The following is a 24,782-nucleotide window of genomic DNA, read 5'->3' as shown; positions in this document are numbered from 1 at the left end:
TCCACGACCGCGCGTCTTCGCCGTCGGTCCGGGGGCGAAAGCCGCTAGAATGATCTCGATCCCGCCATCCGCCCCAGTCGTGAACCGTTCCGGTCGACGCGCTCTCGGGCCACAGGCACCGCCGCTTCGGCGGCGTGCCGGGTGATGTTCCCCGGGGTCACTGATCCACCGGCCTCGCGCCGGAACGTTCCGGACTACTTCCGGACGACACGCTCAGGAGGAGCATGCCGACCACGGCAACCGCCGCCCGTAGCTCGAGCCAGCGGCGCAGGAAGACCACGTCATCCCGACGCGACGACGAAGCACCCGTCATCCCGATCCTCGCGCGCAAGGTGCGCGAGGTCGAGGCGAAGGCGCAGCGCGGCAAGCTCGGGCCCACCAACCGCGTCAAGTTCCAGGTGATCGCGTTCCTCGTGCGCGAGGAGCGTGCGCGGGTGAAGGCCGACACCGAGATCACCGACGCCGCGCGCGCCGAGTTGCTCAAGCGCCTCGACGGCGTGGCGACGATCCTCGCGAAGACCGCCGCGCGCGACACCTCGCTGATCCAGCTGCTCGAGGTCGACGCGGCCACCTCGCCGGTCGCCCGCCGCATGCGTCGCGACTGGCTGCTCGAGTCCGGCGCCGAGCTGCCGCCGGACGAGCTGATCATCACCGACAACACGCCGAAGATCACCCCGGTCGTCTCCGCGGCTCTCGCCGACAAGCAGGTCGTGCCGGCATCCATCGAAGCGCGCCAGATGGCGAACCCGTTCCGCGCCCCCGACCTCACGCCGCGCCCCAGCGGAGACGCCCCGCGCCGCCGCCTCGACGGGTGGGAGCTCATGGGCCCGCTCTACAAGGCGTTCGAGACCGGCGCCGGCGGGTCGGCCGCGAGCATGGAGCTGCCGCCCGTGCCCGAGTTCGACCGGCTCTCGCCGCGCGGGCTCGAGGTCATGCCGCATCAGTCGCGCTTCCTCGAGGCCGTGCGCCTCGGCCACCGCGAGTTCCTCCTCGCCGACGAGCCCGGCCTGGGCAAGACCGCGGAGTCGGTGCTGGCGGCATCCGTCGCCGACGCCTACCCCCTGCTGGTCGTCGTCCCCAACGTCGTGAAGATGAACTGGGCGCGCGAGGTGCAGCGGTGGACGCCGCAGCGCCGCGCGACCGTCATCTCCGGCGGCGGCGCCGACATCGACGCTTTCGCCGACGTGTTCATCGTCAACTACGAGATCCTCGACCGTCACCTCTCGTGGCTGTCGTCGATCGGTCTCAAGGGCGTCGTCGTCGACGAGGCGCACTTCATCAAGAACCTCACGTCGCAGCGTTCGCAGAACGTGCTGGCCCTGGCATCCCGGGTGCGCGAGCAGACGCGCGACCCGCTCATGCTCGCCCTGACCGGGACCCCGCTGATCAACGACGTCGAGGACTTCGACGCGATCTGGCGGTTCCTCGGCTGGACCAACGGCGAGAAGCCCGGCCCCGAGCTGATGGAGAAGCTGGATGCCACGGGCCTGACGCCCGCCGACAAGGCGTTCTACCCCGAGGCGCGCGAGGCCGTCATCTCGATGGGCATCGTGCGACGCAAGAAGAAGGACGTCGCCGCCGATCTGCCCGACAAGCTGGTCGCCGACCTGCCCGTCGAGCTGGACGACGAGTACGGCCGGTCGATCCGTCAGGCCGAGCGCGAGCTCGGCGCCCGACTGGCCGCGAAGTACCGCCGCATCATCGAGGCGCGCGGCGACCGCGGCCTCGCCGCCGGCGAGATCGACGACGACATCGTACGTCTGGTCGCGCACGGCGAGCTCGAGGAGTCGAAGGCCGCGGGATCGGGCAGCGAGAACGTCTTCACGATGGTGCGCCGCATCGGTCAGGCCAAGGCCCACCTCGCCGCCGACTACGCCGTTCAGCTGCAGCGCTCGGTGGGCAAGGTCGTGTTCTTCGCCAAGCACATCGACGTGATGGATGCCGCCGAGGCCCACTTCAAGGCCTCCGGTCTCAAGGCCGTCTCGGTGCGCGGCGAGCAGACCTCGACCGCCCGTCAGGCCGCGATCGACGCCTTCAACAGCGACCCCGACGTCGGCATCGCGGTGTGTTCGCTCACCGCCGCCGGTGTCGGCCTCAACATGCAGGCCGCCTCCAACGTCGTGCTCGCCGAGCTGTCGTGGACCGCGGCCGAGCAGACGCAGGCGATCGACCGCGTGCACCGCATCGGCCAGGAGGAGCCCGTGACCGCGTGGCGCATCATCGCCGCGCACACGATCGACACGAAGATCGCGGAGCTCATCGACTCCAAGGAGGGCCTCGCCCAGCGCGCCCTCGACGGACAGTCGGTCGAGCCGGGTTCGAGCGACTCCGTGCAGCTCTCGGCGCTCATGCACCTGCTGCGTCAGGCGCTCGGCACGGCCTGATCCGTCGCCCTCGAACGCCCCGGCCCTGTGCCGGGGCGTTCGCGTGTCGTCACGAGAACAGGCAGTTCGACGAGAACAGGCCGTCACCGGCTGTAGCAGCCTGTTCCCGTCGCACGCCCTGCTTCCGTGACGCCGGCTCCGCGGAACGGGTCGGGCCCGCGGCGTCCGGTGTGCTCGTCTCGCCGGGCATGGCGGACCGTCAGGCGGACCACGGCGTCGGGGTTCCGGCATCCTTCGCCCCTCCGTCACCGTGTGGCAGCGTTCCCGCCCGCGGCGATAGGGTCGAAGACGGCAACGGCGCCGACCCTCCACCCGAATCACAGCACCAGAGGACTCTGCCCATGAAGATCGGCATCCTGACCAGCGGCGGCGACTGCCCCGGTCTCAACGCGGTCATCCGTGGCGTCGTGCTGAAGGGCACGACCAACTACGACATCGAGTTCGTCGGCATCCGCGACGGGTGGCGCGGAGTCGTCGACGGCGACTTCTTCCCCCTGACGCGTCACGAGGTGAAGGGACTGTCCAAGGTCGGCGGCACCATCCTCGGCACGAGCCGCACCAACCCGTACGAGGGCGTGCGCGGCGGCGCCGAGAACATCTCCAAGACCATGTACGGGCACCGGCTCGACGGCATCCTGGCCATCGGCGGCGAAGGAACCCTGGCCGCGGCCGACCGTCTGTCGAAAGACGGCATCAACGTCCTCGGCGTGCCGAAGACGATCGACAACGACCTGCGCGCGACCGATTACTCGTTCGGCTTCGACACCGCCGTCAACATCGCGACGGATGCCATGGACCGCCTCCGCACCACCGGCGACTCGCACCAGCGCTGCATGGTGGCCGAGGTCATGGGCCGCCACGTGGGCTGGATCGCGCTGCACGCGGGTATCGCGGCGGGCGCTCACGTCATCTGCATCCCCGAGGTGCCGATGTCGATCGACGAGATCGTCGAGCAGGTCACTCGCGCCCACGACCGCGGTCGTGCCCCGCTCGTCGTCGTTTCCGAGGGTTTCAAGCTCAAGGGCATGGACGAGGCGTTCAGCGACAAGGGTCTCGACGCCTTCAACCGTCCCCGCCTCGGCGGCATCGGCGAGCTGCTCGCCCCCGAGATCGAGCGCCTCACCGGCATCGAGACCCGCGCCACCGTGCTCGGTCACATCCAGCGCGGTGGTTCGCCGTCGGCGTTCGACCGCGTGCTCGCGACGCGCCTCGGTCTGCACGCCGCCGACGCCCTGAACGAGGGCGCCTGGGGTCAGATGGTCGCCATGCGCGGCACCGACATCGTGCGCGTGCCCTTCGCCGACGCCCTCGGCGAGTTGAACAGCGTCCCGCTGTACCGCTACGAAGAGGCTGCGGCGCTGTTCGGCTGAGCTCGTCGCTCCGACGCCCCGTCCCGCCTCGCGCGGGGCGGGGCGTTCGCGTGCGCGGCGAGTGGGCGCGGTGAGCGTGTGCAGCGTATGAGGCGGGCAGTGTGAGGGACGCACGCGCAGCGTGGGATGCGCGAGCAGGCGTGGCGAGCGTGCGCCGTGTCCCCGCGGCCTCGTCCCACATATGGCGGTGCGTGTCCCACTTATGGCCGGTCCAGGTGCGCTGAACCGGCCATAAGTGGGACATGGTCGGGGCGGTGGCGGCTGAGAGGCGTCCTCCACAGGTGCAGAGCAGGCGGAAGGGCTGTGGAGAAGGCTGACGCACGGGTCAGCGGTCGGGATCCTGGAGCATGACCCGCCGCCAGCCCCTGCCGGACGACCTGCCCGACCGATTCCACGTAGCGGAGGCCCTGGAACGGGGTGCGAGCAGGACCCGCCTCCGCGCATCCGACCTCGTCACGCCCTTTCATGGCGTGCGGTCTCGCCCGACCGGCGACCAGAGCATCCTCGAGAGGTGCCGGGCCTATGCGCCCCGCCTCGCCGACGGGCAGTTCTTCAGTCACGAGACGGTGTTCGCCCTGCGCGGTCTCAGCACACCGGAGTGGCCCTACACGCCGCGCCTGCACGTGTCGGCGCACCGCCCCGCGCGCGAGCCCCGCACCCGTGGTGTCGTCGGTCATCGATTGCAGACCCGAGAGCCGGCCATCGAAACCGGACCCGAGGGGATGCCGATCGAGAACGCCGTTCGCGCATGGCGGCAGCGCGGCCGGCTGTGGCGTCTCGACGACCTGGTCGCGGGCGCCGACGCGCTCCTCGCCGGGCGAAGGCCGCTCGCCACCGCCGCCGACCTGGATGTCGAGATCGCCCGCATGGGGGATGTCCGGGGCGGCATCCTCCGGAGGGCGCTCGCTCTCGCCCGCCCGGGCGTGAGGTCACCACGCGAGACCCACCTGCGGCTCCTCCTCGCGCGCCACGGACTTCCGGAGCCCGGCGTCAACGAGGACATCTTCTCGACTCGGGGAGAATTCGTCGCGGAGATCGACCTCACCTTCGAGGCGTGGCGCGTCGCCGTCGAGTATGACGGCCGCGTGCACGCGGAGGATCCGCGGCAGTTTGCTCACGACGCGGATCGCTGGGCCGCAATTCGCGACGCGGGGTGGGATCACGTCCGCATCCTGAGCCACCACCTCCGCGGAGACGGCGCAGCCGCGGCATCCCTCGTGCGCGCCGCGCTGCTCAGAGCGGGCTGGCGGCCCGGTCAGTGACCCCTTGTCCCACTCACCGCTGGTTGAGGGGCTCGCAACCGGCCACAAGTGGGACGAGCACCGTCACGAGTGGGACATGCCGCAGCCGCCGCGACCGCGCAGCCGCCGCGACCGCACAGCCGCCACGACCGCTCGCCTACCGTGGCCGCGCCGCCGCTCTTACTCCGCCAGTCCCAGCACATCCAGCAGCCACGCGAGCTCGAACGCGCGCTCGCGCCAGGCGTTGTAGCGGCCGCTGACGCCGCCGTGGCCGGCGACCATCTCGCACTTCAGCATCGCGTCGGCTCCGACCTCGCGCAGGCGTTGCACCCACTTGGCCGGCTCGACGTAGAGCACGCGCGTGTCGTTCAAGGACGTGACCGCGAGGATGCGGGGGTAGGCGACACCGTCGCGCACGTTCTCGTACGGCGAGTACGACTTCATGTAGGCGTACACGTCGGCGTCGTGCAGCGGGTCGCCCCACTCGTCCCACTCGATCACCGTGAGCGGCAGCGACGGGTCGAGGATCGTGGTCAGCGCATCGACGAAGGGCACGTCGGCCAGGATGCCGGCGAACATCTCGGGTGCGAGGTTGGCCACCGCGCCCATGAGCAGGCCGCCGGCGCTCCCGCCCTCGGCGACGATGCGGTCGGGTGTCGTGTAGCCCTCCGCCACGAGGTGGCGGGCGGCGGCGACGAAGTCGGTGAACGTGTTGCGCTTGGCCTGCAGCTTGCCGTCCTCGTACCACTGGCGACCCATCTCGCCACCGCCGCGCACGTGCGCCACGGCGAAGACGACTCCACGGTCGAGCAGCGACAGTCGCGGAACCGAGAAGCCGGGTTCGATCGAGTGCTCGTAGGAGCCGTAGCCGTACAGGTGCACAGGGCGCGCCGCCGTACCGGGCTCGCCGAACGAGCGCTTCCAGACGAGCGACACGGGCACCTGCGTCCCGTCCTCGGCGGGTGCCCAGACGCGCGCCTGTCCGTAGTCGGAGGGGTCGAAGCCGCCGAGCACGGGCTGGCGCTTGCGCAGAAGCAGTTCGCCGGTATCGATCACGTAGTCGAAGACGGTGCCGGGCGTCACGAACGAGCCGTACCCGAGGCGCAGCATCGGCGGCGCCCACTCCGGGTTGCCCCCCGTGCCGACGCTGTAGAGCGGCTCGTCGAACGCGATCTCGGTGACGGCCCCGTCGGCGTACGACAGCATGCCCAGGCGCGCGAGCCCGTCGCGGCGGTACGCCACGACACCCCAGTCGCGGAACGTGTCGACGCCCAGCAGACGCTGCCCCGTGCGGTGCGCGATGACCGTCTCGCGCGGCCCCTGCGGTGCGGATGCCGGCACCCGCACCAGTTCGAAGTCGAGGGCGCCGTCGTTGTGGAGGATGTAGAGCACGTCCTCGCCGTCGACCACGGCGTGCGAGCTGGAGTACTCCACGCCTTCCGTGCGCGGCCACACCACGCGCGGCTCGCCACGGAGGTCGTCGGCGTCCACCAGCCACTCCTCGCTCGTGATGGAGGAGCCCATCTCGATGACGAGGTATTTGTCGCTGCGGGTGAAGTCGGCGCCGACCCAGTAGCGGTCGTCCGGCTCGTGGAACAGCTTCACATCGGCATCCACACCCGTCCCGATCTCGTGCAGCCACACGGTGTCGGGGCGCCACGCGTCGTCGACGGTGGTGTAGACGATGAAACGGCCGTCGGGCGAGAAGGTCGCGCCCGAGAAGGTGCCGGGGATCTCGTCGGCGAGCGTCTCGCCGGTCGTCAGGTCGCGCACGCGAACCGTGTAGCGCTCGTCTCCGGCGACGTCGATGCCGTACAGCATGCGCGTGCCGTCGTTCGAGATCTCGAAGCTCCCGAGCGAGAAGAAGTCGGTGCCCTCGGCCTCGATGTTGCCGTCGAACAGCACCTGCTCGCCCGGGACCGGGCGGTCGGGGGAGAGGGTGGGCGGCGTCCAGTCATCGGGAGAGTCCAGCGGGGCGCGGCACTGGATGCCGTACTGCGCGCCCGCGACGGTGCGTCCGTAGTACCACCAGTCACCGCGGCGGGCGGGGACCGAGAGGTCGGTCTCGAGCGTGCGGCCCTTGATCTCGCCGAAGATCGTGTCGCGCAGACGCGAGAGGTGAGCGGTGCGCGCGGAGGTGTAGGCGTTCTCGGCCTCGAGGTGGGCGACGACCTCGGCGTCGTCCTTCGCGCGCAGCCATTCGTAGGGATCGTCGAAGGTGTCGCCGTGGTGGGTGCGGGCGATCGGACGGCGGTCGGCGACGGGAGGGGTGGGCTGCGGGTCGAGGTCGGTCACCGTTCCACGCTAGTGCGCCGCCGCGGCATCCGGCCGAAGACGCCGACGGATGCCGACCTCCCGCGCCGCCGCGCGTTTGACCCTCACAGGTCCGAATGAAAGGATGTCGTCGCGTCTTTCGGTGAACGAAAGATCAACGCCAGGTGAACTCTTCGTTCGTCACGCCGATCCCGTCGGCATCCCTTCCTCCTTCTCACGGAAAGCGAACGGTGGAGAGCGCAGCCCTCATCATCGTGCTGGTCATCGCGCTGGCACTGTTCTTCGATTTCACCAACGGGTTCCACGACACCGCGAACGCGATGGCCACGCCCATCGCCACCGGTGCGCTGAAGCCGAAGGTGGCCGTCCTTCTCGCCGCCAGCCTCAATCTGGTGGGCGCGTTCCTGTCGACCGAGGTCGCAAAGACGATCTCGGGCGGCATGATCCGCGAGGATCAGCTGAGTCCCGACATCTTCCCGCCCATCATCTTCGCGGGTCTCATCGGCGCGATCACGTGGAACATGCTCACGTGGCTGCTGGGCCTTCCCTCCAGCTCCTCGCACGCGCTCTTCGGCGGCCTGATCGGCGCGACGCTCGTCGGCGTCGGCGCCTCGGCCATCGACACCGGGGTCGTGCTGAGCAAGGTGATCCTCCCGGCCCTCATCGCCCCGCTCACGGCCGGCTTGATCGCCTTCGTCGTGACGAAGATCGCCTACGGCGTCACGCGTCGCTACGACGCGAAGGCCGACGGCCGCGACGGCTTCCGCTGGGGCCAGATCTTCACGTCGTCGCTCGTGGCCCTCGCCCACGGCACGAACGACGCGCAGAAGACGATGGGCGTCATCACCCTCGCCCTCATCACCGTCGGGTGGCAGTCCACCGCCAACCCCGACCCGCAGCTGTGGGTCGTCTTCGCCTGCGCGATCACGATCGCCCTGGGCACCTACATGGGCGGGTGGCGCATCATCCGCACGCTCGGCAAGGGCCTCACCGACGTCAAGCCCGCCCAGGGCTTCTCGGCCGAGACCTCGACGGCGGCGACGATCCTCGCCTCGAGCGCCCTCGGTTTCGCCCTGTCGACGACGCAGGTGGCATCCGGGTCGGTCATCGGGTCGGGCCTGGGACGCCGCGGCTCGACCGTGCGCTGGAACACCGTCGGCCGCATCATGATCGGCTGGGTGCTGACGCTGCCCGCGGCCGGCGCAGTGGGCGCCGCCGCCGCCCTCATCGTCGTGTGGCTCGGTGGGTGGGGCGTCGCCGTCGACGCCGTCATCGCCGTCGTGATCGTGCTGGGCCTGTTCCTGCGCTCGCGCCGTGACTCCGTCACCTCCGCGAACGCGATGAGCGAGGTCGCCGATTCCGGCGCCGCCGTGAAGGTGCCGCGCAAGCCCGGACCCACGCGCCGCCAGCGCCGCCTCGAGCGCGAGAAGGCCGGGAAGGACGCCTGATGCTCATCAACTGGGGAGCCTTCCTGCAGGTCTTCGCCGCCGCCCTCATCGGGGCGTCGGTCGTCGTCACCTTCTACGCCCTCGGGCTGCGCCTGCTCGTGCGCGGCGGTCGACCGCCGCTGGTCGCGCCCGCGGAGTTCACCGACGCCATCACGGTGCTCACCGACAAGCAGCGTCGCCGCGCCGAGAAGGCCGTCGCCAAGGCCGCGAAGAAGAACCCGCTCAGCGACGGGCAGAAGCGCCTGTCGCTCGTCGGCGCCTACGTGTGCTTCGCCGTGTGCGCGGCGGCCGTGCTGGGTGCGCTGCTGCTGATCCTCTTCAACCACTGACGCCCGCAACCCGGTCCGACTCCGCGGGGGGGTCGGTTCCGGATGCCGGGCCCTCGGCGCGGCCGGACGCGATCCCGTACGCCGGGGTCGCCGGTCGTCCCGCGCGGTGGCGTACGGGACACCCCGCCCGGCCTGCCGATGTCGGAACCCCCTCCTAGGCTGTGGGCATGGCATCCGTGCAGTTCGGTCAGCATGCGCCCGCCGCGCGCGTCATCCTCCACCTCAGCGATACGCACCTGCTCGGTGGGGAGCGCCTCCTCGGCGGCCGTTACGACACGGCCGTGCACCTCCGTCGCACGCTCGCGGCGGCCGAGGCGACGGGGGTCCGACCGGATGCCGTGGTCTTCACCGGCGACCTCACCGACCTCGGCGAGCCCGAGGCGTACCGTGCCCTGCGGGAGGCGGTGGAGCCCTGGGCGGAGCGCTTGGGGGCGCCGGTGGTGTGGGTGGCGGGCAATCACGACGAGCGGCCCGCGATGCGCGCCGAGCTCCTCGACGCCGAGGCCACCGAGGATCCGATCACCAACGTGCACGACCTCGACGGCTTGCGGCTGATCGCGCTGGATTCCACCGTGCCCGGCTGGCACCACGGCGACCTCGACCCGGCGCAGCTCACATGGCTGCGGGCCGAACTGGCAACGCCCGCCCCGCGGGGGACGATCCTCGCGCTGCACCATCCGCCGCTTCCCACCCACATCCCCTTCTTCGACATCCTCGAGCTGCGCGATCAGGCGGGCTTGGCCGAGGCGATTGCGGGCAGCGATGTGCGCGCGATCCTCGCGGGCCATCTGCACTACTCCACGTCGGGCACGTTCGCGGGGGTGCCCGTGAGCGTCGCCGCGGCATCCTGCTACACGATGGACCTCGCCCGACCGGCCGACGCCGTCAACGGGATGGATGCCGGGCGTTCGTTCCATCTCGTCCACGTGTGGGACGACACGATCACCCACGCCGTCGTCCCGGTGGTCGACGCGGAGGCGACGGGGTACTTCACGCCCGAGTGGACGGCCGAGATGGCGGCGCTCAGTCCGGAGGAGCGACTCGAGGCGTTCTCGCGCAAGCGTGCGACCGGGCAATAGACGCGGCGGACGGTACTGATCCGACGACCGGCCGCCGTGTCCAGCGACCGCTCCGCCCGCCGTGGTTAGGCTCGTGGCATCCCTGCTCGCCGTGACACCCACGAGGACCCCCACATGGCTTTGGACGCAATGACGCGCACCCGTATCGAGACCGACTCCCTGGGATCGATGGAGATCCCCGCCGACGCGTATTGGGGGATCCACACGGCTCGGGCCCTCGAGAACTTCCCCATCGCGAAGCGCCCGATCTCGGTCTACCCCGACCTCGTGAGGGCCCTCGCGATGGTCAAGCAGGCCTCGGCCCGGGCCAACCGTGAGATCGGCGTGCTCGATCACGCGAAGGCCGACCTCATCGACCGCGCGGCGCAGCGCGTCATCGACGGCGAGTTCCACGACGAGTTCACCGTCGGCGTCATCCAGGGCGGCGCGGGCACGTCGACGAACATGAACGCGAACGAGGTCATCACCAACATCGCGCTCGAGATGGCCGGTCGCGAGAAGGGCGACTACGCGTTCCTCTCGCCCATCGACGACACCAACCGCAGTCAGTCGACGAACGACGTCTACCCGACCGCGATCAAGATCGGCCTGTCGCTCACGCTCCAGAGCCTGCTCGAGGAGCTCGCGCTGCTGCGCCAGTCGTTCCTGGCGAAGTCGGAGGAGTTCCACGACGTGCTCAAGGTCGGCCGCACCCAGCTGCAGGATGCCGTGCCCATGACGCTCGGGCAGGAGTTCCACGGGTTCGCCACCACGCTCGGCGAGGACTACAACCGCCTCACCGAGAACGCCTACCTGCTCTTCGAGATCAACATGGGCGCCACCGCGATCGGCACGGGCATCACCGCCCACTCCGGCTACGCGGGGGCGGTGCTGCGGCACCTGCGGGAGATCACCGGCCTCGACCTCGAGACCGCCACCGACCTCGTGGAGTCCACGAGCGACACGGGCGCCTTCATGTCGTTCTCGTCATCGCTCAAGCGCAACGCCGTGAAGCTGTCGAAGATCTGCAACGACCTGCGCCTGCTCTCGTCGGGTCCGCAGGCGGGCCTCGGGGAGATCAACCTCCCGCCGCGCCAGGCGGGCTCGAGCATCATGCCCGGCAAGGTCAACCCGGTCATCCCGGAGGTCGTGAACCAGGTCGCCTTCTCGGTCGTGGGGGCCGACATGACGGTCACCATGGCGGTGGAGGGCGGCCAGCTGCAGCTCAACGCCTTCGAACCGGTCATCGCCCACTCGATCTACCAGTCGATCACGTGGATGCGCCAGGCGATGTGGACCCTGCGCGTGAACTGCGTCGACGGCATCACGGCCAACCGCGAACGCCTGGGCGCGATGGTCGGCTCGTCGGTCGGCGTCGTGACCGCCCTGACGCCCTTCATCGGGTATGCGGCGGCCGCGGCTCTGGCCAAGACCGCGCTGCTGACGCACCGCAACGTCGCCGACCTCGTGGTGGAGGCGGGCCTGATGACCCGCGAAGAGGTCACGAAGCAGATCTCGCCGGCCCGTCTGTCGGGCCTGCAGGCCGTGACCGCGGCGATCCCGATCGTGCGCGCCGCCGACAGCGTCGTGGAGGACTGAGGCCGGGTACGGCGCCCGCGTCGGGTCGCGGCATCCGGAGGAGCTTCCGGATGCCGCGTCAGTCGAGGATGCGGCAGTGCGTGGTCAACTCGCCGATGCCGTCGATGCCGACGGTCACCGTGGAGCGGTCGCGCAGGAAGATCTGCGGGTCGCGGGAGTAGCCGGCACCGCCCGGGCTCCCGGTGGAGATGAGGGTGCCCGGCAGCAGCGTCACCGACTCCGACAGCTTGTTGATCAGCGTCTTCACCGAGCGCACCATCTGGCCGGTGCTGGCATCCTGCACGGTGTGTCCATCGACCACGGTCCAGATGTGCAGGTCCTGCGGGTCGGGGATCTCGTCGGCCGTGACCACGAACGGACCGGTCGGGGTGAAGCCGTCGAACGACTTGCACCGCGACCACTGCGCCTCGGAGAACTGGATGTTGCGCGCGGTGATGTCGTTGACGACCGTGTAGCCCCACACGTGGTCGAGGGCGTCGGACTCGGGGATGTCGCGGCCGGGCCGGCCGATGATGACCCCGAGTTCGGCCTCGTAGTCGACGGCTTCGCTGAGCGCCCGGGGCCACGACGTGGTCGCCTCGTGCGCGGTGAGCGAGTTCGGCCACAGGACGAACACCGTCGGGCCCGCGTCGGTCTTGAGTCCCAACTCGCCCGAGTGCGCGGCGTAGTTCAGCCCTACCGCGAGGATCGACGGGGGAGCGAGCACGGCCGAGGCGAAGCGGATGCCGGCGAGGGGCTGCCGCGGGGCGGTCGCACTGGCCTCGCGCACGCGGTCGAGGAGGGCGTCACCGCCGGCGATCAGCTGCTCGAGCGTGGCAGGGGCGCCGTCGAAGAGCTCGTCGACGAACGAGAACTCCTCACCGTGGACGCTGACGAGACGGGGGGCTTCCGCCCCTTCCTGAGACCGGACGTGGGCGAAACGCATGCCTCCACGCTACCGGCCCGCGCCCCGCAGCGGAGGCCGCAAGCCCCGGATGCGCCGTCCCCGGCCCGCTCTAGGCTGAGCCCATGAGCTCCCCCTCGCCGTTGTCCCGGCCCGGTTCGGTCGAACCGACTCGCATCACGACGGCTCCGCAGGTAACGGCATCGGCCGCCCCGCCGCGGTCGCGCGGCGGGGGCGTGGCGCTGTGGGTGGTGGCCGTGCTGCTCGTTCCGCTCCTGGCGCTGCTCGTGCGGTACTTCACCGGGTTCCTGGGCACAGCGGCGACGTTCCTCGGGCTCGTGCTCGCCGCGATCCCCTTCGTGATCGTGTGGTTCGCCGTGCGCTACATCGACCGGTGGGAGCCGGAGCCGCGCCGCCTGCTCGTGTTCGCGGTGGCCTGGGGGGCGATCGCCGCGGTCGTCATCGCCCTGGGCGTCGACCTGCTGCTCACGCTCGTGGTCGGCCGACTGCCGGAGGCGTTCAGCGCCGTCGTCCAGGCGCCCATCGTCGAGGAGATCGCGAAGGGTCTCGGCGTCCTGCTCATCTTCGCTTTCGCCCGCCGGGCGTTCGACGGCCCCGTCGACGGCATCGTGTATGGAGCGCTCATCGGAGCGGGCTTCGCGCTCACCGAGAACGTGCAGTACTTCGCGATCAGCTACCTCGAGGGCGGCCCGGCTCAAGTGGCGAGCACCTTCTTCCTGAGGGCCGTCCTCTCGCCCTTCGCCCACGTGATGTTCACCAGTCTCACCGGGTTCGCGTTCGGCCTCGCCGCGCGTCGCGGCCTGCGCACGGGCGCGGCCCTCGCCTACGGCATCCCGGGCCTCGTCGGGGCGATCGTGCTGCACGGCCTCTGGAACGGGTCGGCCACGTTCGCGAACTTCTTCGAGGTCTACGCGGCGCTGCAGGTTCCGCTGTTCGTGCTGTTCATCCTCGGCATCCTGGCCCTGCGCCGTGAGGAGTCGCGCCTCACCCGCGCCCGCCTGGGCGAATACGCCGCCGCCGGATGGTTCACCCCGCAGGAGGTCGACATGCTCGCCACGGGGCCGGGGCGGCGGTCCGCCATCGCCTGGGCGCGCACGCTGCCGGGCGACCGCTCGCCGGTGATGAGGACGTTCATCGTGGATGCCACGGCGCTCGCCGCCGCGCGCCAGCGCACGCTGTCGGGGCGCGATCCCCAGGCTCCGGCGACCGAGCGCTACCTGCTCGAGCGCACGACGGCGGCGCGGGCGGCCCTGCTGTCCCGGTGACGGACCGCGGCTGCGTGTGCCCGGGCGGGCGCATCGCCGCAAGCACCTGCGCGCCGCCGCCGTCCCTTCGTCACGGGCCGGCGCCACTGGTCCTCGTCGACGGGGGTCTTGACACCGCCGTGGGGTGGGAGCACCATCGATACAGGCCAACTCAGCGCCCGGGAGACACGCAGGCATCGCCGCGGCACCGGGCGCTGAGTCTTTCCTCCGGCGGTGTCCAGAGGCTGCCGCGCACGCGCGGGCGTGCTTGGATGGATGCATGACTGATCGCACCAAGCCGGAGTTCGACGCTCCCAGCGGCCCCGCCCCCTCCGACCTCGTCATCCGCGACATCATCGTCGGCGACGGCGACGAGGCCAAGCCCGGCGACACGGTCACCGTGCACTACGCCGGTGTCGAGTACGAGTCGGGCGAAGAGTTCGACTCGTCGTGGGGTCGCGGCGAGAGCATCCAGTTCCCCCTGCGCGGCCTCATCCAGGGCTGGCAGGACGGCATCCCGGGCATGAAGGTCGGCGGACGCCGCGAGCTCGTGATCCCGCCGCACCTCGCCTACGGCCCCGCCGGTGGTCACTTCCTCGGCGGCAAGACCCTCATCTTCATCATCGATCTGCTCAAGGTCGGCTGACGACACCCGATGTTCACGAACCCGAGGGGGCTGCGGCACCCTCGGGTTCGTTTTTTTCCACGATCGTGGAATACATTCGTGTGAATGGGAGTTTGACCTCCCCAGGACGCCGACGCGGCTCCCCAGACCTCTAGGAGTGACATGACCGACACCACCACCCTCGACATCCCCGGCTACAAGGCGGGCACCTGGGTCCTGGACCCCTCGCACAGCGAGGTGACCTTCACCGTCCGTCACATGATGATCTCGAAGGTGCGCGGCACCTTCGGCATGAAGAGCGCCACGCTCGTCGCGCCCGAGAACCCCCTCGCGGCCACCGTCGAAGCCTCCGTCGACGTCACCTCGGTCGACACCAAGGACGAGGGCCGCGACCAGCACCTCCGCTCGGCCGAGTTCTTCGACGTCGAGACCTACCCCACGATGGACTTCCGTTCGACCGGCGTCCGTGTCGAGGACGGCGACTACCTCGTCGACGGCGAGCTGACCATCCGCGGCGTCAGCAAGCCCGCCACCTTCTCGATCGACTTCGGCGGCTTCGGCACCGACCCGTGGGGCAACTACAAGGTCGGCGCCACCGCGAAGACCGTCATCAACCGCGAGGACTACGGCCTCACCTGGAACGCCGCCCTCGAGACCGGCGGCGTCCTCGTCGGCAAGGACGTCACCATCGAGCTCGACCTGCAGTTCGCGCACCAGGCGTGATCGCTCCGCAGCGCTCGCTGCGGTCGTGATCCCCACGAAGACCCCGGATGCCACACCTCGGCATGCGGGGTCTTCATCCGTCCGGGCGCGACGCGGGGTCCGCCGCGTCGACTCAGGCCCGCGTGCGGCGCGGCAGGCGCAGGCGCTGCTGCACGAGCAGGATGCCGAGGAAGACGACGGCGGCCCCCACCGGCTCATTCCAGGAGATTCTCTCGCCGAGGACGAGGATGCCGAGGGCCACCCCGACGACGGGGGTGATGTACGTCACGGTGGACGCACGGGTGGGGCCCCAGGCGCGCAGGGTGTTCTGGTTCCAGACGTAGGCGATGCCCGTGCCGAGCACGCCCAAGGCGATGATGCTGCCGACGACGGGGAGCGAGAGGTCCATCGGCTCCGCGAGGATCAGCGGGGAGAGCACGACCATGAAGGCCGCAGCCGGACCGATGTAGCCGAACGCGAACGCGATCCCCGACAGGCCCGTGTCGCCGAGGAAGCGGCGCATGTAGGCGAGGCTGAAGCCGTAGCAGGCCGTCGCGCCGAGCAGGGCGAGCTGGGCGACGATGCTGTCGCCGACCTCGGACACGGCGCCGGGGGCGATGATCACGACGACACCGGCGATACCCACGGCGACGCCGAGCAGTTGACCGAGCTCGAGGCGCTCGACGCGGAACACCGCCCACGCCATGATCGCTGTCATGATCGGCGTGGTGGCGTTGAAGATGCTCGCCAGTCCCGACGACACGTGCTGCTCGGCCCACGCGAACAGCAGGAACGGCACGACGCAGAAGCTGAAGGCCAGCACGCACAGGTGGGCCCAGACGCGCCGGTCGCGGGGCAGGCGCTCCCGCCGGATCGCGACGATGGCACCGAGGGCGAGAGCGCCGAACAGCAACCGGCCGCCCGCGACCTGCGCGGGCGTGATGCCGGTGAGGGCGATCTCGATGAAGAGGAAGCTCGACCCCCACACGATGCCGGTGAGCACGAATTGCACGGCGATCGAGACGGGGGAGGGGGAGGGAGCGGATGCCACGCTCCCGACGATAGGGCGATGTTCCGACATCGATCGTGTCGCCGGGATGCGACGTCCGGAATCCGCCGACGATCGGCAGTCCGGTCGTGTTCGGCCCGTCCCGCTCAGGAGGGCTGCCGTGCTGCCCGACGGGGGCGACGCGCCCCCGCGAGGTGCCGCGGGACTCAGGGCTGCGGGTCGAGTGCGTCGTAGTCGCGGAAGCGCGGGGACAGACGCACGAGGGTGCCGACCAGGGCCAGGATGACGATGCCACCGAGCAGGGGCGGGACCCACAGTGCCGCGAGGGTGGCGAGGGTGCCGGCGTAGAGCGCCCCCACGCGGGGGCCGCCGGCCACCACGACGATGAAGATCCCCTGCAGACGCCCGCGCATGGCATCCGGGACCGCCGCCTGCATCATGGTCGAGCGGTAGATGGCGCTGATGTTGTCGGCGGCGCCCGAGACGGCCAGGACGAGGGCCGCGAGAACGATGAGGAGCACGGCGCCCCGGTCTTCGCCCGTGTCGGTGGGGCGACCCCACCCCACCGCGGCCGCGAGCAGCACGAGGCCGAAGAGCCCGATGGACAGGCCGTAGACCTGGATCGACCGCTCGATGCCCAGCCCCTGGCGGCGCACCCGCCCGACCGGACCGGAGAACAGACTCGACAGGAACGCTCCCGCCGCCACCGCCGCCGTGAGAACGCCGGTCGTGATCGCGCCGCCGCCGAGGAGCACCGCACCGATCGCGGGGAACAGGGCGACCGGCTGGCCGAAGGTCATCGCGACGATGTCGAGGATGTACTGCAAACGGATGTTCGGGGCGCGGCGCAGGAACCGTGCGCCGTCGCGCAGCGACGCGAGGCCGGGGCGCACGACCTCGCCCTCGGGCCGCAGCCGCGGCAACGACCACAGGCCGAGGAACAGCGAGGTCATCAGCAGCACGTCGAGCGAGTAGGTCCAGGCGTATCCGGCGAAGGCGACGAGCACGCCCGCGAGGGCGGGGCCGGCCATGACCATGATGCCGACGGTGACCCCCTGGAGGGCGGCCGCCGCGGGGAGCAGGTCGCGGGGAAGCAGGCGCGGAGTGATGGCGGACTTCGTGGCCATCACGATGGAGTTCGCCGCCGAGTTCACGACGCTGAGGACGAAGAGCCACCCGACCGTCTCGAGGCCCGTCCACGCGAGGGTCGCGAGCAGGGCGGTGGAGGCGAAGGTCACCACCGCCGCCAGGAGGGCGACCGTGCGGCGGTCGAATGCGTCGGCGAGCATGCCGCCGTAGAGCCCCGCAGCCACCATCGGCAGGAGGCCCGCCACGGCGATCATCGACACCGCGAAGGTGCTCTGCGTGAGCTCGAAGACGTGCAGCATGACCGCCACGACCGTGAGCTGGCCGCCGAGGCCCGCGAGGGTCGACCCGATCCACAGGCGCGCGAAGGCGGGGGAGGTGGTGAGGGGGCGCACGTCGATCAGGGCGCTCTGCCGTGTGCTCATGCGTCGACGTCCACGCGCTTCACGCGGGCCGTGTGGCCGCGGACGATGTCGACGTCGCGCGGGGCCACGCCGAAGTGCGCGGCGAGGGCGCGGACCACGCCGCTGTTCGCGGCGCCGTCGACGGCGCGTTCGCGCACGTGCACGACGAGGCCGTCGGCGGTGTCTTCGACGAGGGGGCCGCGGCGGCTGCCGGGCTTGACGCGGACGGTGAGCTGCACGGATCGAGGCTACGCCAGCCCTCCGACGCCCCCGCTCGCCGGAGCGCGCGGGGGCCGCGGGACCGCCGGGGCGCAGCGGTTCGTTCGCGGCATCCGGATGCTGGTAGACTCATGCGGTTGCCGTTCGATCGGCCGCGGATAAAGAGAGCTCGCACATCGTGTGACGGGCGCCGCGCAATGAGAAGGAAGGGGATCCCATCTATGGCACTCGAAGCAGACGTCAAGAAGGCGATCATCGAAGAGTACGCGACGCACCCCGGTGACACCGGATCCCCCGAGGTGCAGGTCGCGATGATGACGCAGCGCATCAAGGACCTCACCGAGCACCTCAAGATCCACAAGCACGACCACCACTCGCGCCGTGGACTCTTCCTGCTCGTCGGTCAGCGCCGTCGCCTGCTGGGTTACCTGCAGGACGTCGACATCAACCGTTACCGCTCGCTCATCGAGCGTCTCGGTCTGCGTCGCTAATCGCACCAGCGTTCTATCGCGCAAAACATTCTTGGAAGGCCGCCCCACGGTGTGGGGCGGCCTTCGGCGTTCCCACGTGCATCGTCGTCGGAGGTCCCTGAGCCTGTCGAAGGGGCCGGAGCCCACGCGCACCCCGGTGGCTTCGACAAGCTCAGCCACCGCGGCGCCGAGAACCGGCCGCCTCAGCGCCGAGAACCGGCCACCTCCGGCGTGCGAACGGCGAGCGGCGAATGGCGAACGCCCGCCGCCGGGTCGGCCGGACAGCGGGCGTTCGTCGAGCGGGTCAGGACGCCGTGCGCGCGGCCAGCAGGTCGGAGTGCCACCGCTCCGCGACGTCGGGGTGGGCCCGCAGGCGGGACTTCAACGCGTTCTCGCCGTAGGTGGCGTGGATGGGGTTGGTCGGGTCCTGCGAGACGCCGCGTGCCTCGGCGGCGAGATCGGCGGGCAGGTCGATGATCGGCAGGCGCGCGTCGAGCGCCGGGTTGAAGAAGAACGGCACCGAGATGCGCTCGTCGGGGTACCTCGGCGAGATCACGCGGTGGTTCGTCGCGGTCAGGTAGCCCTGAGTGGCGTACTCGAGCAGCTCGCCGATGTTCACCACGAACGCACCGGGCACCGGGGGGGCGTCGACCCACTCGCCGTCGCGCTCGACCTGCAGGCCGCCCTTGCCGGGCTCGACCCACAGCAGCGTGAGGACGCCGGAGTCCTTGTGCGCCCCGACCCCCTGTTGAGGCGTCGGGTCGTCTTTGCCGGGGTAGCGGACGATCTTGATGAGCGTCTGCGGGTCGCCGAAGTGCCGGTCGAAGTACTGCTCCTCGGCGCCGAGGGCGAGAGCCCACGCGCGCAGCAGCTTCCGGGCGACGCCGGTGAGGTGGTCGTGCCACTCGGTCACGACCTCGCGCAGCTCGGGCTGGGCGGCCGGCCAGAGGTTCGGCCCGATGAGCCGGTTGTAACCGGGGCCGTCGGCATCCGGGATCGCGTCGCGCTCGGGCCCGATGTCGATCTGCTCGCGCCAGTCCACGCGCCCCTGCGTGCGCTCGCCGCCGACACGGGTGTAGCCCCGGAAGTGGGGGCTGGTGACGTTCTCGATCGCGAGCTTCTCGGCCTCGGGGAGGGCGAAGAAGTCGTGGGCGGCCTGCAGCAGGCGCTCTTCGAGCGCGGGCGTGACGCCCGTGCCGGTGAGGTAGAAGAAGCCGACGTCGTGGGTGGCGGAGCGCAGGTCGTCGCGGAAGCGGGACGCGGCCTCGGGCCCCTGATCGAGGAGCGAGAGGTCGAGGATCGGGAGGTTCAACTCGGACATGGATCGAGGCTAGGTCGGGGCGCGCGCTGGTGGGCGAATGTTGCCGAGCGTTACCGGGGATGCCCGCGGCGTCCGCATCCGGTCGACATCGGGGATGCGCGAACCGGCGAAAGTGCGTAATCTGTCACAGTCAGGTGAGGCTGTCCTTACCTGATCCGCAGCGTCGCGGTCCTTCCTCCTCGTGAAAGTCGGAACTCCCGCCCGTGCTTGCCAGCTTCTTCGCCACCTTCCTCATCGGCCTTCGAGAAGGCCTCGAGGCCGCACTCGTCGTCGGCATCCTCGTCGCCTACCTCACGCGCCTCGATCGCCGCGACGCCCTGCCGAAGCTGTGGACCGGCGTGGGGCTCGCCGTGGCCCTGGCGCTCGGCGTCGGGGCGATCTTCACGTTCGGGGCCTACATGCTCACGTTCGAGGCGCAGGAACTGCTGGGCGGGGGACTCTCCCTGCTCGCGGTCGCGATGGTCACGTGGATGATCTTCTGGATGCAGAAGGCCGGCCGCACCCTGAAGGCGGGCCTCGAGGGCGGCATCGACAAGGCACTGCGCGGCGGCGTGTGGGCGCTCGTCGCGATCGGGTTCGTATCGGTGGCCCGCGAGGGTGTGGAGACGACCCTGCTGCTCTGGTCGATGGTGCAGTCGTTCGGCGAGTCGCCCGTGGCGCTGCTCGGCGCGCTCCTGGGGCTCGCCACCGCCGTCGTCCTCGGCTGGTTCATCGCGCGCGGCATGCTGCGCCTGAACCTCGGCCGCTTCTTCACCTGGACGGGCGGGTTCCTCGTCGTCGTCGCCGCGGGCGTGCTGGCCTACGCCTTCCACGATCTGCAGGAGGCGGGCGTGCTCCCCGGTCCGTTCGGCGCCGGCGCGCCGATCGACGCCGCGACCGGTCTGGTCGCCACCGGCTGGGCGGGCTTCCCCTTCGGCTGGGCGTTCGACGTGTCGGCCACCGTCGCCCCCGACAGCGCCCTGGCGGTGCTCCTGCAGGCGACCGTGGGCTTCATGCCCCAGATGACCTGGATCCAGGTCATCGCATGGGTCGTCTACGTCGCCGTCGTCGCTCCGCTCTTCGTGCGCGGGGTGCGTGCGGGCCGCCGTCCGCGCCCTTCGGCGTCGCCGCTCACTCCTCTGGCGGAGTCCCGGCCCGACGCCGCGCCGGCGACGGTCGCCACCTCCACCGCCCCCTGAGACCCCTTTCCTTCCGCGCGCACCCGACGCCGCGGCATCCCTTCCTCGAACGGAGCACAGCACCATGAATCCGACACGCCTCCTCGCGGCCGGCGCCGCGGCCGGCGCCGCCGTCCTCATCCTCTCGGGCTGCGTCGCCAAGACCGACGCGGCGGCCTCCGGCGCCCTCACCGTGACCTCGACCGTCGACGGCTGCGCCGTGTCGGCCGGGAGCGCCCCGAGCGGCACCGTGGCTTTCACGGTCGACAACAAGAGCGACCAGACCACGGAGTTCTACCTGCTCGCATCCGACGGCCTGCGCATCGTGGGCGAGGTCGAGAACATCGCCCCGGGCGCCTCGCGCGATCTCACCGTCGTCGCGCAGCCGGGTGACTACTTCACCCTGTGCAAGCCGGGGATGGTCGGCGACGGCGTCGGCAAAGCCGCCTTCACGGTGACCGGCGACGCCGTGGCCGTCGAGGGACCGGATGCCGAGCAGAAGCAGCAGGCCGTCGATCTGTACGCGGCCTTCGTGAAGGACCAGGTCGGGCAGCTCATCCCCGCGGTGCAGACCCTCGCCGCCGCCTATGAGAGCGGCGACGACGCGACGGCGCGCGAGCAGTTCCCGCGCGTCCGCGCGTACTACGAGCGCATCGAGCCCATCGCCGAGGCGCTCGGCGACCTCGACCCCCGCATCGACTACCGCGAGGTCGACGCCGTGGCCGAGGGCCTGGACTGGACCGGGTTCCACCGCATCGAGAAGGACCTCTGGGTCCCCGCACAGGACGCGCTGAATGCGGACGGCGAGACGCCCGCCTGGAAGGACTGGGCGCCCTCCACCCCCGCCGAGCGCGCCACCTACGGCGACAAGCTCATCGCCGACACGCAGGAGCTGTACGACTACGTCCACTCCGACGCCTTCACCCAGGCGCTCGACGCGCAGGGCGTGGCCGGCATCTCGAACGGCGCCATCGCGCTGCTCGACGAGGTCGCCACGGGCAAGATCAGCGGCGAAGAGGACTGGTGGTCGGGGACCGATCTGTACGACTTCGCGGCGAACGTCGAGGGCTCCAAGATGGCCTTCTCGCTCGTGCGCGACTTCGCCGAGTCGAAGGGCGACAAGGGCGCCGAGCTGGTGACGCGCATCGACAAGGGCTACGCCGACCTCGAGGCGGCCCTCGCCGCGCACGGCTCCGCGGACGCCGGCTTCGCGTCGTACTCGCAGCTCACCGAGGCGGACAAGCGTCAGCTGACCGACCTCATCAACGCCCTCGCCGAGCCGCTGTCGCAGCTGACGGTCACGGTGCTGGAGTGAGCGTGAGCGACGACAAGACCTCTGCTGCCGCCGGACCCTCGGGTTCGGCGGCAGCCGCGTCGCCGTCCGGCCGCGACGCGTCGGCGGGAGTGTCCCGCCGCGACCTGATGGGCCTGGCCATCGGCGCGAGCGCGACCAGCCTCGTCGTCGGCGCGGGCGGGGGTCTCGTGGGGGGAGCGGCGTACGGCCAGGATCAGGCGCGACGGGTGATGGATGCCGTGGCCCCGGCATCCGGCATCCATCAGCCCGGCATCACGACCCCGGTGCAGGAGCACCTGCATTTCGCCGCGTACGACATGATGGCGCGGACGACCCGCGACGACCTCGCGGAGCTGCTCGCGGACTGGACCTACGCCGCGAACCGCCTGATGCAGGGCCTCGACGTCAGCGCGACGGGTGCCCTGGGTGGTTCGCCCGAGGCCCCGCCGGACGACACGGGGGAGGCCGTGGGCCTTCCGGCGAGCAACCTCACGATCACGTTCGGCTTCGGGCCGTCGCTCTTCGACGCCCGCTTCGGGCTCGAGGGGCAGCGCCCGCCGGGCCTCGAACGGCTGCCGGCGTTCCTGGGCGACGACCTCGACCCGCTGCGCTCCGACGGCGACCTGTGCATCCAGGCCTGCGCCGACGATCCGCAGGTGGCCGTCCACGCGATCCGCAACCTCAGCCGGATCGCCTTCGGCCGTGCGACGATCCGCTGGTCGCAGCTCGGTTTCGGCCGGACCTCCAAGACCACCGCCGCGCAGACGACGCCCCGCAACCTCTTCGGGTACAAGGACGGCACCGCCAACATCCTCGCCGACGACACGGCCGCGCTCGACGAGAACGTGTGGGTGTCGGCATCCGAGGGTCCGGCGTGGCTCGCGGGAGGGTCGTATCTCGTGGCGCGGCGCATCGCGATGCTCATCGAGACGTGGGATCGCACCCGCCTCGCCGAGCAGGACCGCGTCGTCGGTCGCGACAAGGGCGCGGGGGCGCCGCTGTCGGGCGGCGACGAGTTCACCGCGCCCGACTTCGGGGCGACGGATGCCACGGGCAAGCCCCGCATCGACCGGCGCAGCCACGTGAGCCTCGCGCATCCCGACAACAACGGCGGGATCCGCATCCTGCGCCGCGGCTACAACTTCGTCGACGGCACGACCGACCTCGGTCGACTGAATGCCGGGCTGTTCTTCCTGTCGTTCCAGAAGAGCCCGGATCGCTTCATCACGCTGCAGAAGGCGCTGTCGACGGATGCCATGGGCGAGTACCTCCGCCATGTCGGCTCGGGGCTGTGGGCGGTGCCCCCGGCTCCCGCCTCGGGTGCGTCGATCGGGGCGGGGCTGTTGGGCGCGTAGGGAGCGGGCGGTGTGGGCCTGCGCGGCGTGGGCCCGTGCGGGCGCGGTCACACGTTCCGCGCGAGATCACGACGTGCGGCGTCGTCGAAGCTGCGCTCTCGGGCCGATCCTGTGATGTCGCGGGTCGCGGGCCGCGGGGGTGCGTCAGCTCCCGCGACCCGCGCCGAGCTCGCGGTCGCGGAAGAGCCACGGCATCCGGGGCTCCACCAGCGGGCGCGTCAGACGCCGGACCGGGCGGCTCGACAGCGCCACGGCGATGCCGACGCTCGCGACGACGACGACAGGGATCCACAGCCCCATCGGCTCGAGGCCCCGCAGCACTCCCGACTGGCGGAACGGGTAGAGCACGAACGTGTGCAGCAGGTAGACGTACATCGTGTACCGACCGAGGTGCGTCCAGCGGGTTTCGCGGCGGGGGATCAGCACCAGGAACGCGGCCATCAGCACGAGCGCGAGCGCGATGATCGCGAGCCGCACCCCGCCCGCCCACCACTGCGGCGCGTCGAGGTCGGCATAGGCATCGACGAAGAAGAACCAGGTTCCCAGCCGCACGTCGCGCCAGGTGTCGACGAAGACGAAGGCGAGCGCCGCGGCGGTGACCAGAACGGTCGCGGCGGCCGCCCGTAGCCACACGGGCCGCGCGGCGAGCAGCCCCGCGCGCGCGACGACGTCGTGCTCGCGCAGCCACCATCCGAGGGTGAAGAAGGGCAGCAGGCCGAGGAAGCGCGAGAGCGAGAACGTCGAGTCGATGCTCGGCAGGTATCCGGCCACGATCGAGATCGCCAGGGCCCACACCACGGGCGCGCGCAGCAGCGCGAGATACGGCAGCACGAGCCGGAACAGCGCGAGGGCGAGCAGGAACCACAGCGTCCATGACGGTTGCGCGGGGTCGAGGTTCGTCCTCCCCGTGACGAGGAACTGCGTGATCGTCCACAGGGTCTCGAAGATCAGGTAGGGCGCGATGAGGTCGGTGAACAGGCGAGCCATCCGGCGCCGCGTCGGCTCGGCGGACGATGAGAAGAACCCCGCGACCAGCGCGAACAGCGGCATATGGAACGCGTACACGAGCAGGTACAGCGCCTCGGCGGCATCCGAGTCGTAGGTCAAGCGCTGGATCGCGTGGCCGAACACGACCAGGACGATCGCGGCGAACCGGGCGTTGTCCCAGAACGCCGTGCGTGTCTTCGGGGTCGAGGTCGAGGCATCCGTCATCCCCGGCGACGATAATCGCGTTGCGGAGAGGGGGCCACGGGGGTGGATTCCGGATGCCGATGGGGTACGGCGGAATA

The 24,782-nt window shown here is 70.7% G+C and carries 21 protein-coding genes; 14 read left to right on the top strand and 7 right to left on the bottom strand.

What is annotated here, in order from left to right; translation table 11 throughout:
• The first annotated feature begins 224 nt into the window (after positions 1–224).
• From AB0230_RS01310 to AB0230_RS01300, 3 genes are all read left to right on the top strand, one after another.
• Positions 225–2,384: a DEAD/DEAH box helicase gene (locus AB0230_RS01310; RefSeq protein ID WP_363392660.1), complete on the top strand. Its 2,160-nt coding sequence runs from the start codon at positions 225–227 to the stop codon at positions 2,382–2,384.
• A gap of 341 nt (positions 2,385–2,725) precedes the next feature.
• Positions 2,726–3,754: a 6-phosphofructokinase gene (locus tag AB0230_RS01305; protein ID WP_298875050.1), complete on the top strand. Its 1,029-nt coding sequence runs from the start codon at positions 2,726–2,728 to the stop codon at positions 3,752–3,754.
• A gap of 347 nt (positions 3,755–4,101) precedes the next feature.
• Positions 4,102–5,016 carry a hypothetical protein gene (locus tag AB0230_RS01300; protein WP_366373500.1) on the top strand — a complete coding sequence of 305 codons (915 nt, stop codon included), beginning with the start codon at positions 4,102–4,104 and terminating at the stop codon, positions 5,014–5,016.
• A 159-nt stretch (positions 5,017–5,175) separates the two neighbouring features.
• Here AB0230_RS01300 and AB0230_RS01295 read toward each other — a convergent pair whose 3' ends face one another.
• A complete protein-coding gene (locus AB0230_RS01295) occupies positions 5,176–7,290 on the bottom strand; it encodes a S9 family peptidase (protein ID WP_366373499.1) in 2,115 nt (704 codons plus the stop codon).
• Positions 7,291–7,499: 209 nt separating this feature from the next.
• Between AB0230_RS01295 and AB0230_RS01290 the strand changes: the two genes are divergently transcribed.
• From AB0230_RS01290 to AB0230_RS01275, 4 genes are all read left to right on the top strand, one after another.
• Positions 7,500–8,717, top strand: a complete 1,218-nt coding sequence (locus tag AB0230_RS01290; protein ID WP_315993127.1) for an anion permease — start codon at positions 7,500–7,502, stop codon at positions 8,715–8,717.
• A complete protein-coding gene (locus AB0230_RS01285) occupies positions 8,717–9,046 on the top strand; it encodes a peptidase (protein ID WP_315993126.1) in 330 nt (109 codons plus the stop codon). The genes AB0230_RS01290 and AB0230_RS01285 overlap by 1 nt, the downstream gene beginning before the upstream one ends.
• Positions 9,047–9,213: 167 nt before the next feature.
• The gene (locus AB0230_RS01280) at positions 9,214–10,125 is read left to right on the top strand and encodes a phosphodiesterase (protein ID WP_366373496.1); all 912 of its coding nucleotides are present in this window, start codon (positions 9,214–9,216) and stop codon (positions 10,123–10,125) included.
• Positions 10,126–10,239: 114 nt separating this feature from the next.
• Positions 10,240–11,703, top strand: coding sequence for an aspartate ammonia-lyase (locus AB0230_RS01275; RefSeq protein ID WP_315993124.1), 1,464 nt, complete (start codon positions 10,240–10,242; stop codon positions 11,701–11,703).
• Positions 11,704–11,761: 58 nt separating this feature from the next.
• Here the strand turns inward: AB0230_RS01275 and AB0230_RS01270 are convergent, their stop codons facing one another.
• Positions 11,762–12,628: a fumarylacetoacetate hydrolase family protein gene (locus AB0230_RS01270; protein WP_315993123.1), complete on the bottom strand. Its 867-nt coding sequence runs from the start codon at positions 12,626–12,628 to the stop codon at positions 11,762–11,764.
• A gap of 83 nt (positions 12,629–12,711) precedes the next feature.
• Here AB0230_RS01270 and AB0230_RS01265 point away from each other — a divergent pair, with 83 nt between their 5' ends.
• From AB0230_RS01265 to AB0230_RS01255, 3 genes are all read left to right on the top strand, one after another.
• Positions 12,712–13,872 carry a PrsW family intramembrane metalloprotease gene (locus AB0230_RS01265; RefSeq protein WP_315993122.1) on the top strand — a complete coding sequence of 387 codons (1,161 nt, stop codon included), beginning with the start codon at positions 12,712–12,714 and terminating at the stop codon, positions 13,870–13,872.
• A gap of 259 nt (positions 13,873–14,131) precedes the next feature.
• Complete coding sequence (locus AB0230_RS01260; RefSeq protein WP_013583439.1) at positions 14,132–14,497, top strand: FKBP-type peptidyl-prolyl cis-trans isomerase; 366 nt, start codon at positions 14,132–14,134, stop codon at positions 14,495–14,497.
• A gap of 141 nt (positions 14,498–14,638) precedes the next feature.
• Positions 14,639–15,199, top strand: a complete 561-nt coding sequence (locus tag AB0230_RS01255) for a YceI family protein (protein WP_315993121.1) — start codon at positions 14,639–14,641, stop codon at positions 15,197–15,199.
• Between the two features lie 112 nt (positions 15,200–15,311).
• Here AB0230_RS01255 and AB0230_RS01250 read toward each other — a convergent pair whose 3' ends face one another.
• The 3 genes from AB0230_RS01250 to AB0230_RS01240 all read right to left on the bottom strand — a co-directional run bounded on the left by AB0230_RS01250 (position 15,312) and on the right by AB0230_RS01240 (position 17,916).
• The gene (locus AB0230_RS01250; RefSeq protein WP_366373492.1) at positions 15,312–16,229 is read right to left on the bottom strand and encodes a DMT family transporter; all 918 of its coding nucleotides are present in this window, start codon (positions 16,227–16,229) and stop codon (positions 15,312–15,314) included.
• Positions 16,230–16,393: 164 nt separating this feature from the next.
• Complete coding sequence (locus AB0230_RS01245; protein ID WP_363578800.1) at positions 16,394–17,698, bottom strand: MFS transporter; 1,305 nt, start codon at positions 17,696–17,698, stop codon at positions 16,394–16,396.
• Positions 17,695–17,916, bottom strand: a complete 222-nt coding sequence (locus tag AB0230_RS01240) for a DUF167 domain-containing protein (protein ID WP_363392637.1) — start codon at positions 17,914–17,916, stop codon at positions 17,695–17,697. The genes AB0230_RS01245 and AB0230_RS01240 overlap by 4 nt, the downstream gene beginning before the upstream one ends.
• A gap of 201 nt (positions 17,917–18,117) precedes the next feature.
• Here AB0230_RS01240 and rpsO point away from each other — a divergent pair, with 201 nt between their 5' ends.
• Positions 18,118–18,387: a 30S ribosomal protein S15 gene (gene rpsO / locus AB0230_RS01235; protein ID WP_013583433.1), complete on the top strand. Its 270-nt coding sequence runs from the start codon at positions 18,118–18,120 to the stop codon at positions 18,385–18,387.
• Between the two features lie 283 nt (positions 18,388–18,670).
• Here rpsO and AB0230_RS01230 read toward each other — a convergent pair whose 3' ends face one another.
• Complete coding sequence (locus AB0230_RS01230; protein WP_366373489.1) at positions 18,671–19,687, bottom strand: 2-oxoglutarate and iron-dependent oxygenase domain-containing protein; 1,017 nt, start codon at positions 19,685–19,687, stop codon at positions 18,671–18,673.
• 203 nt (positions 19,688–19,890) lie between these two features.
• On the opposite strand from AB0230_RS01230, the gene efeU reads away from it, so the two are divergent.
• From efeU to efeB, 3 genes are all read left to right on the top strand, one after another.
• On the top strand, positions 19,891–20,865 hold the full coding sequence (gene efeU, locus AB0230_RS01225; protein ID WP_366373487.1) for an iron uptake transporter permease EfeU: 975 nt from the start codon (positions 19,891–19,893) through the stop codon (positions 20,863–20,865).
• A 64-nt stretch (positions 20,866–20,929) separates the two neighbouring features.
• The gene (efeO, locus tag AB0230_RS01220; RefSeq protein ID WP_366373485.1) at positions 20,930–22,159 is read left to right on the top strand and encodes an iron uptake system protein EfeO; all 1,230 of its coding nucleotides are present in this window, start codon (positions 20,930–20,932) and stop codon (positions 22,157–22,159) included.
• Positions 22,160–22,161: 2 nt separating this feature from the next.
• Positions 22,162–23,493 (top strand): iron uptake transporter deferrochelatase/peroxidase subunit, encoded by a 1,332-nt coding sequence (efeB, locus tag AB0230_RS01215; RefSeq protein ID WP_366374505.1) that lies wholly within the window; start codon positions 22,162–22,164, stop codon positions 23,491–23,493.
• A 144-nt stretch (positions 23,494–23,637) separates the two neighbouring features.
• Here the strand turns inward: efeB and AB0230_RS01210 are convergent, their stop codons facing one another.
• Positions 23,638–24,705, bottom strand: coding sequence for an acyltransferase family protein (locus tag AB0230_RS01210; RefSeq protein WP_366373483.1), 1,068 nt, complete (start codon positions 24,703–24,705; stop codon positions 23,638–23,640).
• Positions 24,706–24,782: the final 77 nt, after the last annotated feature.

This window comes from Microbacterium sp. NPDC089190 (assembly GCF_040701795.1).
Lineage (GTDB): Bacteria > Actinomycetota > Actinomycetes > Actinomycetales > Microbacteriaceae > Microbacterium > Microbacterium galbum.
Note: the sequence above shows the minus strand (reverse complement) of the source record. Positions and strands in the feature narration are given on the sequence as shown.

What these genes read in the sequence shown, in the direction of transcription:
- AB0230_RS01310 (WP_363392660.1), top strand. Translation starts at nt 225, where the DNA reads ATGCCGACCACGGCAACCGCCGCCCGTAGCTCGAGCCAGCGGCGCAGG.
- AB0230_RS01305 (WP_298875050.1), top strand. Translation starts at nt 2,726, where the DNA reads ATGAAGATCGGCATCCTGACCAGCGGCGGCGACTGCCCCGGTCTCAAC.
- AB0230_RS01300 (WP_366373500.1), top strand. Translation starts at nt 4,102, where the DNA reads ATGACCCGCCGCCAGCCCCTGCCGGACGACCTGCCCGACCGATTCCAC.
- AB0230_RS01285 (WP_315993126.1), top strand. Translation starts at nt 8,717, where the DNA reads ATGCTCATCAACTGGGGAGCCTTCCTGCAGGTCTTCGCCGCCGCCCTC.
- AB0230_RS01280 (WP_366373496.1), top strand. Translation starts at nt 9,214, where the DNA reads ATGGCATCCGTGCAGTTCGGTCAGCATGCGCCCGCCGCGCGCGTCATC.
- AB0230_RS01275 (WP_315993124.1), top strand. Translation starts at nt 10,240, where the DNA reads ATGGCTTTGGACGCAATGACGCGCACCCGTATCGAGACCGACTCCCTG.
- AB0230_RS01270 (WP_315993123.1), bottom strand. Translation starts at nt 12,628, where the DNA reads ATGCGTTTCGCCCACGTCCGGTCTCAGGAAGGGGCGGAAGCCCCCCGT.
- AB0230_RS01265 (WP_315993122.1), top strand. Translation starts at nt 12,712, where the DNA reads ATGAGCTCCCCCTCGCCGTTGTCCCGGCCCGGTTCGGTCGAACCGACT.
- AB0230_RS01260 (WP_013583439.1), top strand. Translation starts at nt 14,132, where the DNA reads ATGACTGATCGCACCAAGCCGGAGTTCGACGCTCCCAGCGGCCCCGCC.
- AB0230_RS01255 (WP_315993121.1), top strand. Translation starts at nt 14,639, where the DNA reads ATGACCGACACCACCACCCTCGACATCCCCGGCTACAAGGCGGGCACC.
- AB0230_RS01245 (WP_363578800.1), bottom strand. Translation starts at nt 17,698, where the DNA reads ATGAGCACACGGCAGAGCGCCCTGATCGACGTGCGCCCCCTCACCACC.
- rpsO (WP_013583433.1), top strand. Translation starts at nt 18,118, where the DNA reads ATGGCACTCGAAGCAGACGTCAAGAAGGCGATCATCGAAGAGTACGCG.
- AB0230_RS01230 (WP_366373489.1), bottom strand. Translation starts at nt 19,687, where the DNA reads ATGTCCGAGTTGAACCTCCCGATCCTCGACCTCTCGCTCCTCGATCAG.
- efeO (WP_366373485.1), top strand. Translation starts at nt 20,930, where the DNA reads ATGAATCCGACACGCCTCCTCGCGGCCGGCGCCGCGGCCGGCGCCGCC.
- AB0230_RS01210 (WP_366373483.1), bottom strand. Translation starts at nt 24,705, where the DNA reads ATGACGGATGCCTCGACCTCGACCCCGAAGACACGCACGGCGTTCTGG.